This is a genomic window from Mycobacteriales bacterium, from assembly GCA_036497565.1.
Lineage (GTDB): Bacteria > Actinomycetota > Actinomycetes > Mycobacteriales > QHCD01 > DASXJE01.
In genome coordinates this window covers 18,576-36,813 of sequence record DASXJE010000166.1, presented here as the reverse complement: position 1 = coordinate 36,813, position 18,238 = coordinate 18,576, and the positions used below count along the sequence as shown (strand labels likewise).

The window sequence follows — 18,238 nt, the reverse complement described above, 5'->3', positions numbered from 1 at the left end:
CCCGCTCTTGGCGTTGTGCTGGTTGACCGCCAGCTTCGCCCCGTCGGAGATGTTGATACCCAACTGCGCGTTGGGCCCCGTCTGTGCGCCCATGAAGGCGAGCGAGAGGTTGCTGCTGCTGCTGCTTCCCCCGCTGCTGCTGCCGCTACTGCTGCTACTGCCGCACCCGGCGACGACCAGGGCCACCGTTCCGGCCGCAACCGCCACTCCGAGCGAGCGCCGTATCTGCTTCGACATGTCCGTGCCCTTCCATCCCCCGGCGGGTGCCGGACCGTGGCTCGCCACTCCCGGGTGGTGCTGCCGGTCCGGCCGCACCACGACGTGGAGATGGCCGGACAGTAATGGGCCGCGGACCCGCTCCGCCGGATCGACGCGCAGTTGTTACCCAGTCCTTACATCGCAGGGCGACCTACCGCGGGGATCGTCAGAGATGCGGGAGGTCGGTTCCTACCGAGATGACGGCTTCGGCGACCGATCGCATGGTGGTACGCCGGTCCATCGCGGTGCGCTGGATCCAGCGGAACGCATCGGGCTCGGTCATGCCGTGCTCGGTCATCAACACGCCCTTGGCCCGGTCGACCACCTTGCGCGCCTCCAGCTGCTCCTGGAGCCCGCCGACCTCCTTCTCCAGGCCCACGATCTGGGCGTGCCGGGAGACGGCCATTTCGATCGTGGGCAGCAGGTCGGTGCTCCCGAACGGCTTGACGAGGTAGGCCATCGCCCCGGCCTCGCGCGCCCGCTCGACCAGCTCCCGCTGGCTGAACGCGGTGAGGATCACGACCGGGGCGATCCGCTCCGCCGCGATCCGCTCGGCCGCCGCGATGCCGTCGAGCTTGGGCATCTTCACGTCGAGGATGACGAGGTCCGGGCGCAGCTCGAAGGCGAGCGACACGGCCTGCTCCCCGTCGGAGGCCTCCCCGACGACGACGTAGCCCTCTTCCTCCAGCATCTCCTTGAGGTCGAGCCGGATGAGTGCCTCGTCCTCCGCGATCAGCACGCGGCGGGAGACAACGGCATCGGCCACGGTGACTCCTGATGATCTTGGCCTGAGGGTGGCTGGGAGCGACTCACACCCTACCGGGATAGGCTGTTCCGGCGCGCAGGCCATTACCGGCCCCCGTATCCGAACTGGCACAGGAGATCGGCTCAAAACCGGTTGGCCGCAAGGCCATGTGGGTTCGAATCCCACCGGGGGCACTCGCGGGAGCACTCATGGGGATGGCACTGCCGGGCGCCGCCGTAGGGTGTGCGGGTGTCACGGCATATGACATCCGAGGAGTTCCGGCGTAACGGCCGCGCCGCGGTCGACTGGGTCGCCGACTACCTGGAGAGCGTCGAGCGGCATCCGGTCGCCTCCCGGGTCGGTCCGGGCGAGGTCCGCGCCGCGATGCCGGCGCACCCTCCCGAGACCGGCGAGCCGTTCGACGCGCTGCTGGCCGACCTCGACCGGGTCGTCGTACCGGGCCTCACGCACTGGCAGCACCCGGGGTTCTTCGGCTACTTCCCGGCCAACTCCTCCGAGCCCGCGATCCTCGCCGACCTCATCAGTGCGGGCCTGGGCGTGCAGGGGATGTCATGGGCGACCAGCCCGGCCTGCACCGAGGTCGAGCAGGTCACCCTCGACTGGCTCGCCGAACTGCTCGGGCTGCCCGCGGCGTACCGGTCGGACGGTCCCGGCGGGGGCGTGATCCAGGACACGGCGTCGACGGCGCAGTTGGTCGCGCTGCTCGCGGCGCTGCACCGGGCGAGCGGTGGAGCGACCGTCCGCGACGGGGTCGGCGGTGGGCGCTATACGGTCTACGGCTCCACCGAGACGCACTCCGCGCTGGAGAAGTCGGTGCGGATGGCCGGGCTCGGGACGTCGGCGCTCCGGTTGATCGCGGTCGACCCCAAGACGCTCGCCATGGACCCCGCGGCGCTGCGGGCGCAGCTCGCCGCCGACCGTGCCGCCGGGCTCACCCCGGCACTTGTCGTCGCCACGGTGGGAACGACGTCGACGACCGCGATCGACCCGGTGGCCGAGGTCGGTGCGGCGGCGCGGGAGTACGGCGCCTGGCTGCACGTCGACGCGGCGTACGCCGGCGTCGCAGCGATCTGCCCGGAGCTCCGCTGGATCCTCGACGGCGTGGGCGACTATGCCGACTCGTTCTGCACCAACCCGCACAAGTGGCTGCTGACCAACTTCGACTGTGACGCCTTCTGGGTCACCGACCGGGCTGCGCTGCTCGGTGCGCTGTCGATCCTCCCCGAATTCCTCCGTAACGCGGCGACCGAGTCCGGTGCCGTCGTGGACTACCGCGACTGGCAGGTGCAGCTGGGGCGCCGGTTCCGTGCGCTCAAGTTGTGGGCGGTGATCCGCTGGTACGGCGCCGAGGGACTGCGCGAGCACATCCGCGGGCATGTCGCGCTCGCTCAGGAGTTCGCCGCCCGGCTGGAGGGCGACGCGCGGTTCGAGATCGTCGCGCCGCATCCGTTGTCGCTGGTCTGCTTCCGGCTGCGCGACGACGACGCCGACCGCGCAGACGCGCGGACGACGGCGCTCATGGAGGCCCTCAACGCTTCGGGCGAGCTCTTCCTCACCCACACCAGGGTCGACGGTCGCGTCGCGCTGCGGCTGGCCATCGGCGGTACCCGCACCGAGCGCCGCCACGTCGATGCCGCCTGGGACCTCATCTCCCGCACCGCGTGACCCGTAGTCATTCGGCTTGAACGTCACCCTGACGCCGGCCACAATTCCGCTTGAACGTCACGTTCAAGCGCTCTAGCCGCATCAACGTCACGTTGACGCGGAATGCGGGCGCTCGCGGCGGCGGTCAGCGGCGGATCGTCCGGAGCAGGCCCTCCTGGACCACCGACACGACGTGCCGGCCGTCGCGGGTCCAGATCCGTCCGGTGGCCAAGCCCCGCCCGCCGGCCGCCGACGGGCTCTCCGACTCGTACAGCAGCCATTCGTCGGCCCGGAACGAGCGGTGGAACCACATCGCGTGATCGAGGCTGGCGCCGACGACTTCGTCGAGCCCCCAGGCCAGGCCGTGCCGGACCAGCACCGAGTCGAGCAGGGTCATGTCGCTGGCGAAGGTCAGCGCGCAGACATGCAGCAGCGGATCGTCCGGCAGCCGGCCCGACGCGCGCATCCAGACCCGGCTCCGCGGCTCGCGCGGGCCGTCGGCGCGCTGCACCCAGGGCGGGTCGTCGACGTAGCGCAGGTCGAACGGGCGTGGCAGCCGGGCCCACTGCCCGAGCTCGTCGGCGTACGGCGCGACCCGCTCGGCGATGGTCGGCAGCGACTCCGGATCGGGCACCTGCGGCATCACGCCCTGGTGTTCGAGGCCCTCCTCCGCCCGGTGGAACGACGCCGACAGGCTGAAGATCGCCTTGCCGTGCTGTACGGCGAGCACCCGGCGGGAGGTGAACGACCGTCCGTCGCGGATCCGGTCGACGGTGTAGACGATCGGCACCGTCGGGTCGCCGGGCCGCAGAAAGTAGGCCTGCAGCGAGTGCACCGCCCGGTCCGGCGGGACCGTCCGCCCGGCCGCGACCAGAGCCTGGCCGGCGACCTGGCCACCGAACACCCGCTGCATCGACACCTTGGGGCTGATACCCCGGAAGATGTCGACCTCCACCGTCTCGAGGTCGAGCAACCGCACCAACGCGTCGACGGATTCCTGACCCGATGCGACGGGTTCGCTCCCAGGTGCACTCACCCGGCGACTCTATCGACCGGCGGCCGGCCGCCGATCCGGCCGGCGCACCGGGCACCGGCCTCGACCCCGTTCCGGGCGCACAACTGTGGATCGGCACCGTCGAGCCAGCCCCGCAGGTACGCCGCACTGAACGCGTCACCCGCGCCGGTCGGGTCCACAGTGGACGCCTTCGGTGCCGCGACGACGAGCGGCTCGACGTCCCGCTGGGCCACCACGCAGCCGGCCGGGCCGAGCGTCACGATCACCGTGCCGTAGTACGCCGTGAGGGCCCGCGCCGCGTCGACCGGGTCGGCGCGGTCGGACAGCGCCCGCGCCTCGTCCACGTTCGGGAAGCACAGGTCCGCGCCTGCCGTCGCTGCGAGGAACGACTCCGGCCCGGCCGCGCGCAGCAACGACTCGGACGACGGGTCGACCGACACGGCGCAGCCCCGGCGTACCGCGCGGTCCCGGAATTCGATGACCGCGGTGCGCGACGGCTCGGCGAAGAGGACGTAGCCGGACAGGTGCAGCAGTCCGGCATCGGCGAGGGCTGTGTCGGGCAGATCGGCCGGGCCGAGCCGGGCGTTCGCGCCGCGGTCGGAATACATGCTGCGCCGGTCCGCGCCGACGACCGAGACGACGGTTCCGGTGTCGACCTCGTCGTCGACCGCGAGCATCGGTTCGACAAAGGCAGCGACAAATGCCGACCGGTGCCGATCGGCGTCGTTGCGGCCGACCCGGCCGATGAACCGGCATCTCACGCCCAGGTAGCCGAGCCACGCGGCCTGGTTGGCTCCCGAACCGCCGGCGACCCGCCGGATCCGCGACACCGTGTCACTGTCCGGGAAGACCGGCCCGAGCGGATCGACGACGACGTCGTTCATCACGTCACCGATCACGACGACGATCTTGCCGCTGTCCGTCACGTCACCGAGCCGACCAGCACATCGCGATCTCGGCGGCGACCCGCACGTTGTCCAGCGCCAGCGCGATGTTGGCCTCGAGGCTTGCGCCCTCGGTGGCCCGGTGCATGTGCGCGAGCAGGAACGGCGTCAGCGCCTTGCCCTGGATTCCCGCTACCTGCGCAGCCGCCAGGCCGCCGGCCAGGGCACGTTCGTGCAGCGCGGGATCGAGCTGGTCGCCGGCCGGGATCGGATTGGCCACGATGGTCGCGCCGGACAGACCCAACTCCTCGGATCTGTGCAGCACCTGGGCGACCTCGTCGGCGGACTCGACCCGCCAGTCGACCGGATACCCGGAATCACGCAGATAGAAGCCCGGAAACCAGTCGGTGCGGTAGCCGAGCACGGAGATCCCGAGGGTCTCGAGCCGTTCCAGCGTCGCGGCCACGTGCAGGATCGACTTCACCCCCGACGCGACGACGGCGATCGGCGTCCGCGACAGTGCCGTGAGGTCGGCGGACTCGTCGAAGCTGTCGGCCACATCACGGTGCACCCCACCGAGACCGCCGGTGGCGAAGACCCGGATGCCGGCCCGGTGGGCGAGGTGCGCGGTCGCCGCCACGGTGGTGGCGCCGGTACGCCGGGACGCCATCGCCATGGGCAGGTCGCGGATCGACAGCTTCACCACCTCGATGTCCTCGACGAGCCGGTCGAGCGTCGCCTCGTCGACGCCCACCTTCGGTACGCCGTCGACCACCGCGATCAACGCCGGTACGACGCCGGCGTCCGTGAGCCGGGCCGCGAGCTGGCCGGCGACCTCGCGGTTGCGCGGCCGCGGCAGTCCGTGCGCGATCATCGTGGACTCGAGCGCGACGACCGGCCGGCCGGCGTCGACGGCTCGGCGTACCTCGTCGGACAACGTGAGCGGCACCGGCGGCTTCCTCGCGTGGGACGGACGTTTCCGCCATCATCGCAGCCGGGAAGACTGCGACCATGCCGATTCGGATCGGGACTTCGGGCTGGCAGTACGCCGACTGGCGCGGCGTGCTCTATCCGCCGCGCCTGCCGCAACGTCTGTGGCTGGAGGAATACGCGCGCCATTTCGACACCCTCGAGCTCAACAACTCCTTCTACCGGCTGCCGTCGAACGACAGGTTCGCCGCGTGGCGGGAGCGGCTGCCCTTGGGTTTCGTGGTGGCGGTGAAGGCCAGCCGCTACCTCACCCACATCCGTCGGCTGCGCGATCCGGCCGAGCCGGTCGCCCGGCTGATGGCCGCGGCGGGCGGGCTCGGCGACCGGCTCGGACCGATCCTGCTGCAACTGCCGCCGACGCAGCGAGCCGAGCCCGGGCGCCTCGCCGAGACCCTGGCCCTCTTCCCGGGCGGCACCCGGATCGCGGTGGAGCCGCGCCACACGTCATGGTGGACCGACGAGACCCGACAGGTCCTCGTCGACCACGGGGCGGCGCTGTGCTGGGCCGACCGGTTGGGCCGGCCGCAGACACCGCTGTGGCGGACCACGACGTGGGGCTACCTCCGGTTCCACGAAGGCCGGGCCACGCCCCGGCCGGGCTACGGCGACCGGGCACTGCGCACCTGGGCGGACCGGGTGGCGGCGGAGTTCGGGCCGACCGACGACGTCTTCGTCTACTTCAACAACGACCCCGGCGGCGCCGCCATCCGCGACGCGCGCCGGTTCACCCGGATCTGCGCCTCCCGGCGGCGCGCATAGGTTGTGGCTCGTCGACGAAGGAGAGAGTGGCGGGCTCGGTTGAGGCGTCACTGCAGCTGCGACGTCACCGTCTCCGAACCAGCCGGGCGGAGGCCGGTCCGGAGGATGCCGACGGTCAGGGCGGCGACCGTGATGGCGGCGAACGCCAAGCCGAAGCCCCACCGCGGGCCGAGCGCGTCGACGACCTGACCCGCCACGGCGGCCGCGGCTGCGGATCCGGCGGCGCTGGCCGAAGCCTGCCAGGCGAAAGCCTGGGTGAGGACCGACCGGTGGACCAGTGCTTCGGTGAGCACCGCGGCCAGGATGAGCACCGGCGGGATCATCAGGCCGGGAATGAGCAGGGCGACGGCCAGGGCAGGCACGGTGGTGACAGCGAGCACCGGGAGGCAGCCGACACTGAACAGCGCGAGGGCACGGACGAGTTGCGTCGAGTGCCCGGCATGCCACCGCCGAAGTCCGTACGCGAGACCGGCGACCAGGCTCGCCCCGCTGGAGATGCTGTAGAGGAGTGCGGCGGCGCCGGGCGCTCCGCGGTCGATGGCGAATGCCGTGACCGAGACCTGCATTGAAGCGAAGTACACACCCGCACACACGTTGACGACGACGAGGACGGCGAACCCGCGACGGCGCAAGGTCGCCGCGCCGACCGCCGTCGGAGGGCGGCCGACGGGCGGCGGTGCGGTGTCTCGCTGGACGACCAGCGCACACCCGCCGCCGATGGCCATCACCGCGGCCACAACCGGCCCCGCGATCGGGGTGAACGTCGTACTGACCACCGCGACGACCACCGGCCCGACGAGGTAGGCGAGGCCGTTGCTCAGCGACTCCAACGCGAAAGCGGTGGACAGCAGGGTGGAGTCCCCCAGCAGCCAGGTCCACCGGGCCGCGGTCAATGCGCCGAGTTGAGGTATCGACACTCCGGCCAGTACAGCGGCGACGGTGACTGTCCAGAGTGGACAATGGTTGATCGCCAGCACCAAGACGGCGGCGGCGGAGATGCCGTGCACCGTCAGGGAAAACGGCAGGATCCTCGTCTGGCCGAGCCGGTCGATCAGGCGGGCGACCTGAGGCCCGCCGCACGCCTCGCCGGCCGCCAATCCGCCCGCGACCACGCCGGCTGCACCGAACGAACCACTGGTCCAGTGGATCAACCAGACGACGGCCAGGCTTGTCATGGCGACGCCGGCGCGGCCGGGCGCGGCACCGAAGAAGAATGACCGTGCCCCCGGGGTCTGCAACACCAGGCGGTATCGACCCGGGCGCCGACGCGACGCCGTACGGGGGTGGGCAGTGGAGGACGAACGTGGTCCGAGAAGTGCCGGCACGGAAAGACCTTTCCGCTGCCAGCGGGTGATGGGACCAGGGGCAGGAACGATGGAATCGACTGCAACCCACGATACGGTCCGACGCCACCCGCGATCAAGCCCCGACCCGGAGCTGCGTCGTGTGGAAAGCTCCGCTGATGGGTGTCGCCGAGCTGTTGGAACAGAGCGGCTACTCGGCGTTGGTGTAGGCCGCGGCCTTGCACACGAGGCGCTCACCGGTCAAGGTGGTGACGTGAGCGACTTCGACTTCATCGCCGACCGGCCGGTCCTCGATTTCGTCGCGACGGTCGCGGAGCGGGGTACCGCCGGCGAGGAGAAGTTGCGTCGGCCGCGTGATCTGGCTGTGTGGGCACGCGAGGCAGGCATCGTCGACGGCCCGGTGAAGGTGACGGCCGACCAACTCGCCCACGCTCGCGCCGTTCGGGAGGCGCTGTTCGGGCTGATTACCGCCGCGATCGATGATCGCCGGCCGTCCCGGGCCGACCGCGACCTGGTCAATGCCGCGGCATCCGGTGTGGCGCCGACGTTGAATCTGACCGGCGCCGGCACCGTGGCCCGCCGTGGCGACATCGCGTCGGTACTGGCCGCGCTCGCACAGGACGGGCTGGACCTCTACGACAGCGCCGACGCCGATTCACTTCGTCGATGCGCGGACCCTCATTGCACCCGGGTGTTCCTCGACCGGTCGCGCGGGGGGCGCCGTCGCTGGTGTGGCATGAAGGGGTGCGGCGACCGCGCCAAGGCGGCGAGCTACCGGCAGCGGATGCGGGATTCCGAAGCCGGGTAGGCACGTCGCCGTCAGGACAGCGAGCCGCTCGTTCGATCGAGCCGGTGTTCGACGGTTGTCCACAACTGCTCCTGCCAACTGTCTTTCGTCAGTCGCGAGTGGCTAGAATTCGAACACACGTTCGATGGATGGAGGCCGGGATGGATGCGTTGGATCTGGCGCTCGATGGGCTCGCCGGTGAGCAGTTGTCGAATCTGCCGCGGGCAGTATTGCGCCATGACCTGGTGGAGTTGATCCGGATCTCGGCCAGGTTGCACGTGGAGGTGTCGCGTCGACTGGCCGAGTTCGAGCGGCGCCAAGAGTTCCAGGGAGAGGGGCGGAATCCGCGCAGACGTGGCCGCGGTAGCGCCCGGCCCGCGCGTCAAGCTACCCTGACGTCAGGCGACCTTGACGGAGGTGGGCCATGACCGGGCTGGACCGGATGGAGCACGACCATTCGCTGCTCAGTGCGGCGAGCCGGTATGACCGGCTGCGACTCCGCGATGCCCTCGCCGGGGCGGCTGACGACGGCGTGAGCGGTGCTGGTACTGACGGCGACGATCCGTTGTCGCAGGAGGAGGCGTTGGAGATGCTCACCCTCGGCGAGATCGTGATCCGCAAGGCGGGATACGGGCGGGCGCTGGCGGTCCGCACGGCGCGAAGGGCGGGCGCCTCCTGGACCCAGGTCGGAGCCGCGCTCGGGACGACCAAGCAGGCGGCGTGGGAGGCCCACAACCGGTGGATCGAGCAGCAGGCCACCGACCACGAGCGATCCGGCTACGAAGGCCTGACGCCGGACGAGGCGGCCGAGGCACGAATGCTGGCCGGGAACGGAGGAGATGCACAAGATGCGTGATGACCTGACGCCGTTCCGCGTCGAGGTGTCCGACGCCGACCTGGCTGATCTACGCGAACGGCTCGGGCGGACCCGGTGGCCGGACGCGGAGACGGTCGACGACTGGTCTCAGGGTGTGCCGCTCGGCTACCTGCGAGAGCTCTGTCGCTACTGGGCCGAGGGCCATGACTGGCGGGCGACCGAGGCACGTCTGAACGCATTTCCCCAGTTCCGCACGGAGATCGACGGTCTCGGGATCCACTTCCTGCACGTCCGATCACCTCACCCCGATGCCCTGCCCCTCGTCGTCACCCACGGCTGGCCGGGCTCGGTCGTCGAGTTCCTCAAGGTGATCGGACCGTTGACCGATCCCACGGCTCATGGCGGCGCGGCCGGCGATGCGTTCCACGTCGTGTGCCCGTCGCTGCCGGGATATGGCTTCAGCGACAAACCCGCCCGGCCGGGATGGAATGTGCAGCGCACCGCCGGTGCGTGGATGCAGCTGATGGCCCGGCTCGGTTACCAGCGATACGGCGCGCAGGGCGGCGATTGGGGCACGAGCATCACCACAAGCATCGGTCAGCAGGACACCGACCACGTCGTCGGGATCCACCTCAACCCGCCGATCGCGGCCCCCGACCCGGCCACGTTCGACGACCTGACCGAGACGGAGCGGTCCGCGCTGGCGGCGCTGGAACAGGCTCAGGAATGGGGATCCGGTTACGCGGAGGAGCACACGACCAAGCCCCAGACCGTCGGATACGGGCTCGTCGACTCCCCCGCCGCTCTGTGCGCGTGGATCGTCGAGAAGTTCTGGGGCTGGACCGACAACGACGGTCACCTCGACGACGTACTCACCCGCGACGAGGTCCTCGACGACGTCGCGCTGTACTGGTTCACCGCGACCGGCGCGTCGTCGGCGCGCATGTATTGGGAGAGCTTCCGGCAGGTCTCCGAATGGTTCACCCGGTCGACCGACGACATCGTCACCGTTCCCACGGGGTGTTCCATCTTCCCGAAGGAGAACCCCCGCCCCTCACGCCGCTGGGCGGCACGGCGCTACACCGACATCCGGCAGTGGCACGAGCTCGACAAGGGCGGCCACTTCGCCGCGTTCGAGCAGCCCGCGGTGTTCGTCGACGAACTCCGGTCCTTCTTCCGCCCGCTTCGATGACCGCGTCGGCACCCGATGACCGACGCGTCAGCGACCCAACGCCCGCTCGACCGCGTCGTGCTGGTCGGCGGTGAGCGCACCGAGGCGCAGGGCGCCGGTGTTGTCGTCGACCTGCGCGCTGTTGCGGAATCCCGGGAGCGGCACGGCCCGCTCGTCGTGCGCCCAGATCCAGGCGAGCGCGCCCTGGGCGAGGGTCCGGCCGTCTGCGGTGAGGATGGCGCGGACGGTGTCGATACGCTCGAGGAATTCCGGGTTCGGCCGGCCATCGGCGAACCACCGCAGCCATTCGGGCTGCCGACCGCGGACGTCGTCCGCGGGCAGCGTGCTGGCGGCCGTGTAGCGACCGCCCAGCAGTCCCATCGCCAGCGGCGAGCGGCACAACGGCGCAAGGTCGTACTTCTCGCACATCGCCAACATCGGCTGGTTGTCGTCGAGCACGTTGAGCTGGATCTGCAACGCGGCGCAGTGCGGCGCCGCCGCGAACAGCTCGGCCTTGTCCGGATCGTCGGTGCTCGTGCCGTACCAGCCGACCGATCCGGCCGCCACCAGGTCCTCCAGCACCGCGACGAGGTCCTCGGCTTGGGCGGGGGTGACGTCGGAGGCATGGAGTTGGTAGAGATCGATGCGGTCGCGGCCGAGCCGCCGGAGCGATGCCTGCGCCGCCCGACGCACATACGCCGGGGACACGTCGACACCGGTCAGCTGCCGGGACTCCTCGTCGATGGTGTTGCCGAACTTCGTCGCCACCAGCACCTGCGGGTTCTCCTGCAGGATCGTCGCCAGCAACCGTTCACTGTGCCCGGCGCCGTAGGCGTCCGCGGTGTCGAAGAGCGTCACGCCGACGTCGACCGCGCGGCGCAGCGCGGCGAGCGACGTCTCGTCATCGGTTCCGGCGTAGCCGAGTGCCTGCTGACCCGCGGCCATCTCGCCGCCGATGGCCCAGCAGCCCATGCCGAGCGCGCTCACCTGCAGGTCCGACCGCCCGAGTCGGCGGTTCGCTAGCGGAAAAGACATCCAGTCAGGCTAGCGACAGGGTGGAATTGGCCGTCAACAGGGCAACAAGGACGGCCGGACATCCGGCTAGCAGGTAACGACTTGGTAGTGCCAGCCACACCGGCAATTGGATGCTGACGGTGGCGACGGGGGCCCTTGGCGCTGCCAGGCTTGTTGCACGCAGTCGCCTCGCTCGTCAACAAAAGGTCACCCAGCGCCGGACCGGCCACCATCTTGATCCAGAGGACCCCGCATGATCATCATCCTGTGTCTCGCGCTGACCCTGCCCGCGACGCTCACTGTCTACACGCTCGGTCGACGTCGTCGCAAGCGGCGCCGCACCATGCCCGCCCCCATGGCACGAGCCTTCCCATCACGTGTCCTGCGCGAACTCGATGAGCACCTGGAAGACATCGCGCGGCACGAAGTGCGCCGCATCGAACGAGACGTCGAACGCTATCTGACTGGCGCCGTGGGCTACGTCGTCACGACCCACGGGTCTCCCGACGGCATCGCGCTTCAGTTGTCCGACGGCCGTCGGCTCGCACTTGTCGGCGTCAGCCGCCACAATCGGCAACTGCTCGTCCTGCAGACCGCCACGGACCTGCTCCAACCGACACAGGTGCACCGGGACGTCTTCACCTACCGGCTGAGGCTCCGTGGCCAAGCCGGCACAGACATCGACGTCCACGCGCGCACCATCGTTCTCGCGGTCTGATGGCGGGAACGGGTCCGGGCGCAGGCAGCGGTCAGCGAAGCGCCAGCGTGGTCGGCTCGATCGGCGCCGGTAGCGAGGTCTGGCCGGAGAGGAAGGCGTCGGTCGCCGCGGCCGCCGCGCGGCCCTCCGCGATGGCCCACACGATCAACGACTGGCCGCGGCCCATGTCGCCGGCGACGAAGACGCCGGGCACGGCGGTCGCGAACGAGCCGTCCCGCGCGACGTTGCCGCGGGCGTCGAACTCGACGCCGAGGTCGGTCAGCAGGCCCTCGCGCTGCGCGCCGGTGAAGCCCATCGCGAGCAGGACCAGCTCACACGGCAGTTCGCGTTCGGTGCCCTCGACCTTGACGAACTTCCCGCCCTCCATCGTCACCTCGTGCAGTTTGATCGCACGCAGCCGACCCTGCTCGTCGCCGACGAAGTGTTCGGTGTTGACGGCGTAGACCCGCTCGCCGCCTTCCTCGTGCGCGCTGGAGACCCGAAAGGTCATCGGGTACGTCGGCCACGGCATCTTGTCGGTGCGGGCGTCCGGCGGGCGGGTCAGGATCTCCAGCTGGTGCACGCTCGCCGCACCCTGGCGGTGGGCGGTGCCGAGGCAGTCCGCGCCGGTGTCGCCGCCGCCGATGATGACGACGTTCTTGCCGGCCGCCGTGATCGGTGGCGCCTCGATGTCGCCCTCCTGCACCCGGTTGGAGCCGGGGAGGTAGTCCATCGCGAAGTGCACCCCGTCGAACTCGCGACCCGGCACCGGCAGGTCGCGGGGCACTGTGGCGCCGCCGGCGAGCACAACCGCGTCGTAGGTCGACCGCAGCTCGTCCGCGGTGATGTCGACGCCGACGTTGCACGAGGTGACGAACTCGGTGCCTTCGGCCGCCATCTGCTCGAGCCGCCGGTTGAGGTGACGCTTCTCCATCTTGAACTCGGGGATGCCGTAACGGAGCAGACCGCCGATCCGGTCGGCCCGCTCGTAGACGGTCACCGCGTGCCCGGCCCGGGTGAGCTGCTGCGCCGCCGCCAGCCCGGACGGCCCGGAGCCGACCACCGCGACGCGCCGGCCGGTCTTGCGCTCCGGCACGGCCGGGGTCGCCCAGCCCTCGTCCCAGATCTTGTCGGCGATCTCGACCTCGATCTGCTTGATCGTCACCGGGTCGGAGTTGATGCCGAGTACGCAGGACGACTCGCACGGCGCGGGGCACAGCCGGCCGGTGAACTCCGGGAAGTTGTTGGTGGCGTGCAGCCGCTCACCGGCCTCCCGCCAGTCACCGCGGCGGACCAGGTCGTTCCACTCCGGGATCAGGTTGCCCAGCGGGCATCCGTGGTGGCAGAACGGGATGCCGCAGTCCATGCAGCGGGTCGCCTGGGTGCGCAGCGTGCCCAGCGGGAAGTCTTCGTAGACCTCACGCCAGTCCTGGATCCGTACGTCGACCGGCCGCCGGGTCGGCAGCTCACGATCGTGGTTCATGAATCCGGTGGGGTCAGCCACGAGCCGCCTCCATGATCGCCTCGTCGACGGACCGGCCCATCGCCTCGGCCTCCCTCGTCGCCTCGAGCACCCGCTTGAAGTCCCGCGGCATGATCTTGCGGAACCCGTCGGCGCGGGTCGACCAGTCGGCCAGCAACGCGGCGCCGACGGCCGAGCCGGTCTCCGTGGTGTGCCGCTCGACGATGTCGTGCAGCCACTCCCGGTCGGGGTCGGACAGCTCCTCGACGTCGACCATCTCGCCGTTGACCCGGCCTTCGACGAGGTCGAGCACGAACGCCGCACCGCCGGACATCCCGGCCGCGAAGTTGCGGCCGGTCGCGCCGAGGACGACGACGTTGCCGCCGGTCATGTATTCGCAGCCGTGGTCACCCACGCCCTCCACGACCGCGGTGGCTCCCGAGTTGCGGACACAGAAACGCTCACCGACCAGGCCGCGGACGAACAGCTCGCCACTGGTCGCGCCGTAGCCGATGACGTTGCCGGCGATCACGTGCTCCTCCGCGGCGAACCGGGCCTTCTCCGACGGCCGCACGATGACCCGCCCGCCCGAGAGGCCCTTCGCGAGGTAGTCGTTGGCGTCGCCGAAGAGCCGCATCGTCATGCCCCGCGGGATGAACGCGCCGAAGGACTGTCCCGCCGAACCGGTGAAGGTGAGGTCGATGGTGTCGTCCGGGAGACCGTCGGCGCCGTAGCGCCGGGTGACCAGCGAGCCGAGCATCGCACCGACCGTGCGGTTGACGTTGCGCACCGGCAGGTCGAGCTTCACCGGCGCACCGTCGAGCAGCGCGCCCTCGCACAGCTGGATCAGCGTGTTGTCGAGCGCCTTGTCGAGCGCGTGATCCTGGGCGATGACACGGTGCCGCGATCCTCCGGCCGGCAGCTCGGGCGTCTCGAAGAGCGGCGCCAGGTCGAGGCCGTTTGCCTTCCAGTGATCGACCGCGCCGCGGGTGTCCAGCAGCTCGGCGTGCCCGATCGCCTCGTCGAGGCTGCGGAAGCCCATCGCGGCGAGGTGTTCGCGCACCTCTTCGGCGATGTACTGGAAGAAGGTGACGACGAACTCCGGCTTGCCGCTGAACTTCTTGCGCAGCTCAGGGTTCTGCGTCGCGACGCCGACGGGGCAGGTGTCGAGGTGACAGACACGCATCATCACGCAGCCGGAGACGACGAGCGGCGCGGTGGCGAAGCCGTACTCCTCGGCGCCCAGCAGCGCGGCGACGATCACGTCCCGGCCGGTCTTGAGCTGGCCGTCGGTCTGCACGACGATCCGGTCGCGCAACCCGTTGAGCAGCAGCGTCTGCTGGGTCTCGGCCAGCCCCAGCTCCCACGGCGCCCCGCCGTGTTTGAGGCTGGTCAGTGGCGCCGCGCCGGTGCCGCCGTCGTGGCCGGAGATGAGTACGACGTCCGCGTGTGCCTTGGAAACCCCGGCCGCCACGGTGCCGACGCCTACCTCGGCCACGAGCTTGACGTGCACCCGCGCCTCGGGGTTGGCGTTCTTCAGGTCGTGGATCAGTTGCGCAAGGTCTTCGATCGAGTAGATGTCGTGGTGCGGCGGCGGGCTGATCAGGCCGACGCCCGGCGTGGAGTGCCGGGTCCGGGCGATCCACGGATAGATCTTGCCGCCCGGCAGCTGTCCGCCCTCGCCCGGCTTCGCGCCCTGCGCCATCTTGATCTGCAGGTCGTCGGCGTTGACGAGGTATTCGCTGGTGACGCCGAACCGGCCGCTGGCCACCTGCTTGATCGCGCTGCGCCGCAGGTCGCCGTTGTCGTCGGCGACGAACCGGTCGGCGTCCTCACCGCCCTCGCCGGTGTTGGACTTGCCCCCGAGCCGGTTCATCGCGATCGCGAGGGTCTCGTGCGCCTCCTTGGAGATCGACCCGTAGGACATCGCGCCGGTCGAGAAGCGCTTGACGATCTCGCTGACCGGCTCGACCTCCTCGATCGGCACCGGCGGCCGGACGTCGTCGCGCAGCGCGAACAGACCGCGCAGCGTGGCGGCCTTCCGGGACAGGTCGTCGACCGCGGACGTGTAGCGCTTGAAGACCTCGAACTGCCGGCTGCGGGTCGCATGCTGCAGCAGGAACACGGTCTCCGGGTTGAACAGGTGGATCGGCCCCTCGCGCCGCCACTGGTATTCGCCGCCGATGTTGAGCCGCCGGTGGGCAGTGGCGCTGATGTTGGGCGGGTAGGCCCTCCGGTGCCGGCTCGCGACCTCCTCGGCGAGGACGTCGAGGCCGACCCCGCCGAGCTTCGAGGAGGTGCCGGTGAAGTAGTCGTCGACCACCTCGTGCGACAGCCCGAGTGCTTCGAAGACCTGCGCGCCGGTGTAGGAGCCGACCGTGCTGATGCCCATCTTGGACATCACCTTCAACACGCCCTTACCCAGCGCCTTGACGTAGTTACGCACCGCATCGCGCGGCTCGCCGGGGATGACGCCGGCGGCGGTGAGGTCGTCGATCGTCTCGAACGCCAGGTAGGGGTTGACCGCTGCCGCGCCGAAACCCATCAGCAGCGCGACGTGGTGCACCTCACGGCAGTCGCCGGACTCGACGACCAGACCGACCCGGGTACGGGTGCGGGCGCGGACCAGGTGATGGTGCACGGCGGCGGTGAGCAGCAGCGACGGGATCGGCGCCTGACGCTCGTTGCTGCCCCGGTCGGAAAGGACGACGATGCGCGCCCCGGCCGCGATCGCGGCGGAGACCTCGCCGCGCACGCGCTCGATCGCCTCACGCAGCGCCGCGCCGCCGCCGGCGACGTCGTAGAGCCCGGAGACGGTGACCGCGGCGAAGCCGGGCAGGTCGCCGTCCTCGTTGATGTTGATGATCTTGGCGAGCTCATCGTTGTCGATCACCGGGTAGGGCACCACCACCTGACGGCAGGACGCCGCGGTCGGGCGCAGCAGGTTCTGCTCCGGCCCGATCGTGCCGGCGAGCGAGGTCACCAGCTCCTCGCGGATCGCGTCGAGCGGCGGGTTGGTGACCTGCGCGAACAGCTGGCTGAAGTAGTCATAGATCAGCCGCGGCGGTTCGGAGAGCGCGGCGACCGGGGTGTCGGTGCCCATCGAGCCGATCGGCTCGGCGCCCTTGATCGCCATCGGGGCGAGCAGGACGCGCAACTCCTCCTCGGTGTAACCGAAGACCTGCTGCCGCCGCACGACCGCCTCGTGGCTGACGACCCGGTGCTCGCGGTCGGGCAGGTCCGGAAGATGCATGAGGCCGGCGTGCAGCCACTCGTCGTAGGGACGCTCGGCGGCGAGCTCGGCCTTGATCTCGTCGTCGTCGACGATGCGCCCCTTGTCGGTGTCGACGAGGAACATCCGGCCGGGCCGCAGCCGGCCCTTGGCCACGATCCGCTCCGGTGCGATGTCGAGGACACCGACCTCACTGGCGAGGACGACGAGATCGTCGTCGGTACGCCACCAGCGCGACGGGCGCAGACCGTTGCGGTCGAGCACCGCACCGATCACGGTGCCGTCGGTGAAGGCGACGCAGGCCGGTCCGTCCCACGGCTCCATCAGGGTCGAGTGGAACTCGTAGAAGGCGCGCCGGGCCGGATCCATCTCGGTGTGGTTCTCCCACGCCTCGGGGATCATCATCAGCACCGCGTGCGGCAGCGACCGGCCGGCGAGCTGGAGCAGCTCGAGGACCTCGTCGAAGGTCGCCGAATCACTCGCCCCCGGCGTACAGATCGGCGACAGCCGGGACAGGTCGCCGGGCAGCAGGTCGCTCCGGAGCAGCGCCTCGCGGGCCCGCATCCAGTTGCGGTTGCCCTTGATGGTGTTGATCTCGCCGTTGTGCGCGACGTAGCGGTAGGGATGCGCGAGCGGCCAGGACGGGAAGGTGTTGGTCGAGAACCGGCTGTGCACCAGGGCAATTGCGGACTGCAGCCGCGGATCGGACAAGTCGGGAAAGAACGTCGGCAGCTGGTCGGTGGTCAGCATCCCCTTGTAGACGAGGGTGCGCGCCGACAGCGAGGGAAAGTAGACGTCGGCTTCGTGCTCGACCCGCTTGCGGACGCAGAACGCGCGACGCTCCAGGGCCAGCCCGGACTCGCCGTCGGGTCCGGCGAGGAACAGGTGCGCGAACGCCGGCATCACCGACCGCGCGGTGCGGCCGAGCCCGGCCGCCTCGGTCGGCACGTCGCGCCACCCGAGCACCGTCATGTTCTCGTCGCGCGCGATCCGTTCGACGGCGGCGACCGTCGCGGCCCGCTCGGCGACGTCGTTGGGCAGAAACGCCATGCCCACGGCGTATGTGGGGCTCCCGTCGCCCACGGGCGCGGGCAGCGGAAGGTCGACGACGGCACGCAGGAACCCGTCCGGCACCTGCAGCAGCAGCCCCGCTCCGTCGCCGGAGGACGCCTCGGCGCCGGCGGCGCCGCGGTGGTCGAGGTTGTGCAGCGCCGTCAGGCCCTGCTCGATGATGCGGTGCGAACGACGGCCGCGTGCGTCGACCACGAACGCGACCCCACAGGCGTCGTGTTCGTCGGCCGGGTCATAGAGGCCCCGGGCGGCGGGTACGGCGGAGTAGCGCGACACAGGGGCCTCCCGTCGTCGAGGGTGATGGGTGCTGCTGACAGGGGACGACATCGGCCCGACCGTCTATTCAGAGTACAGGGCAGGCGGGGGG

At 70.5% G+C, this 18,238-nt stretch carries 15 protein-coding genes and 1 tRNA gene; 7 read left to right on the top strand and 9 right to left on the bottom strand.

Translation table 11 applies throughout. The features are described 5' to 3' along the window. Together VGH85_14285 and VGH85_14280 are read right to left on the bottom strand one after the other, a co-directional pair. Positions 1-237 (bottom strand): hypothetical protein (locus VGH85_14285; GenBank protein HEY2174972.1); only part of this gene is annotated, 237 nt, incomplete at its 3' end. Positions 238-424: 187 nt separating this feature from the next. Then, positions 425-1,024 (bottom strand): response regulator, encoded by a 600-nt coding sequence (locus tag VGH85_14280; GenBank protein ID HEY2174971.1) that lies wholly within the window; start codon positions 1,022-1,024, stop codon positions 425-427. Positions 1,025-1,113: 89 nt separating this feature from the next. Between VGH85_14280 and VGH85_14275 the strand changes: the two genes are divergently transcribed. Both VGH85_14275 and VGH85_14270 read left to right on the top strand, forming a co-directional pair. Further along, positions 1,114-1,197: transfer RNA gene (locus VGH85_14275), tRNA-Leu, on the top strand. Between the two features lie 67 nt (positions 1,198-1,264). After that, the gene (locus VGH85_14270; protein ID HEY2174970.1) at positions 1,265-2,689 is read left to right on the top strand and encodes a pyridoxal-dependent decarboxylase; all 1,425 of its coding nucleotides are present in this window, start codon (positions 1,265-1,267) and stop codon (positions 2,687-2,689) included. A 124-nt stretch (positions 2,690-2,813) separates the two neighbouring features. Here the strand turns inward: VGH85_14270 and tesB are convergent, their stop codons facing one another. Genes tesB through VGH85_14255 form a run of 3 tightly spaced genes read right to left on the bottom strand, consistent with a single transcriptional unit; the run spans position 2,814 to position 5,516 of the window. Continuing rightward, complete coding sequence (tesB, locus tag VGH85_14265) at positions 2,814-3,704, bottom strand: acyl-CoA thioesterase II (GenBank protein HEY2174969.1); 891 nt, start codon at positions 3,702-3,704, stop codon at positions 2,814-2,816. After that, on the bottom strand, positions 3,701-4,609 hold the full coding sequence (locus VGH85_14260; GenBank protein ID HEY2174968.1) for a sugar kinase: 909 nt from the start codon (positions 4,607-4,609) through the stop codon (positions 3,701-3,703). The genes tesB and VGH85_14260 overlap by 4 nt, the downstream gene beginning before the upstream one ends. Before the next feature lies 1 nt (position 4,610). Then, entirely contained in the window at positions 4,611-5,516 is a 906-nt protein-coding gene (locus VGH85_14255) for a pseudouridine-5'-phosphate glycosidase (protein ID HEY2174967.1), read from the bottom strand. A 62-nt stretch (positions 5,517-5,578) separates the two neighbouring features. Here VGH85_14255 and VGH85_14250 point away from each other — a divergent pair, with 62 nt between their 5' ends. After that, the gene (locus tag VGH85_14250) at positions 5,579-6,316 is read left to right on the top strand and encodes a DUF72 domain-containing protein (GenBank protein ID HEY2174966.1); all 738 of its coding nucleotides are present in this window, start codon (positions 5,579-5,581) and stop codon (positions 6,314-6,316) included. Positions 6,317-6,363: 47 nt separating this feature from the next. Here VGH85_14250 and VGH85_14245 read toward each other — a convergent pair whose 3' ends face one another. Then, positions 6,364-7,557, bottom strand: a complete 1,194-nt coding sequence (locus VGH85_14245; protein HEY2174965.1) for a hypothetical protein — start codon at positions 7,555-7,557, stop codon at positions 6,364-6,366. A 316-nt stretch (positions 7,558-7,873) separates the two neighbouring features. Between VGH85_14245 and VGH85_14240 the strand changes: the two genes are divergently transcribed. The 3 genes from VGH85_14240 (at position 7,874) to VGH85_14230 (ending at position 10,416) form a co-directional block, all read left to right on the top strand. Continuing rightward, entirely contained in the window at positions 7,874-8,428 is a 555-nt protein-coding gene (locus VGH85_14240; protein ID HEY2174964.1) for an ABATE domain-containing protein, read from the top strand. A 403-nt stretch (positions 8,429-8,831) separates the two neighbouring features. Continuing rightward, positions 8,832-9,263: a hypothetical protein gene (locus VGH85_14235; GenBank protein ID HEY2174963.1), complete on the top strand. Its 432-nt coding sequence runs from the start codon at positions 8,832-8,834 to the stop codon at positions 9,261-9,263. Between the two features lie 4 nt (positions 9,264-9,267). Further along, positions 9,268-10,416 (top strand): epoxide hydrolase, encoded by a 1,149-nt coding sequence (locus VGH85_14230; protein ID HEY2174962.1) that lies wholly within the window; start codon positions 9,268-9,270, stop codon positions 10,414-10,416. A gap of 27 nt (positions 10,417-10,443) precedes the next feature. Here the strand turns inward: VGH85_14230 and VGH85_14225 are convergent, their stop codons facing one another. After that, positions 10,444-11,430, bottom strand: coding sequence for an aldo/keto reductase (locus VGH85_14225; GenBank protein ID HEY2174961.1), 987 nt, complete (start codon positions 11,428-11,430; stop codon positions 10,444-10,446). Positions 11,431-11,662: 232 nt separating this feature from the next. On the opposite strand from VGH85_14225, the gene VGH85_14220 reads away from it, so the two are divergent. Next, complete coding sequence (locus VGH85_14220; GenBank protein ID HEY2174960.1) at positions 11,663-12,127, top strand: hypothetical protein; 465 nt, start codon at positions 11,663-11,665, stop codon at positions 12,125-12,127. Positions 12,128-12,158: 31 nt separating this feature from the next. On the opposite strand, the gene VGH85_14215 is transcribed toward VGH85_14220, so the two are convergent. Next, positions 12,159-13,610: a glutamate synthase subunit beta gene (locus VGH85_14215; GenBank protein ID HEY2174959.1), complete on the bottom strand. Its 1,452-nt coding sequence runs from the start codon at positions 13,608-13,610 to the stop codon at positions 12,159-12,161. Further along, positions 13,603-18,198: a glutamate synthase large subunit gene (gene gltB / locus VGH85_14210; GenBank protein HEY2174958.1), complete on the bottom strand. Its 4,596-nt coding sequence runs from the start codon at positions 18,196-18,198 to the stop codon at positions 13,603-13,605. Before gltB ends, VGH85_14215 begins: the two co-directional genes overlap by 8 nt. Between the last annotated feature and the right edge of the window lie 40 nt (positions 18,199-18,238).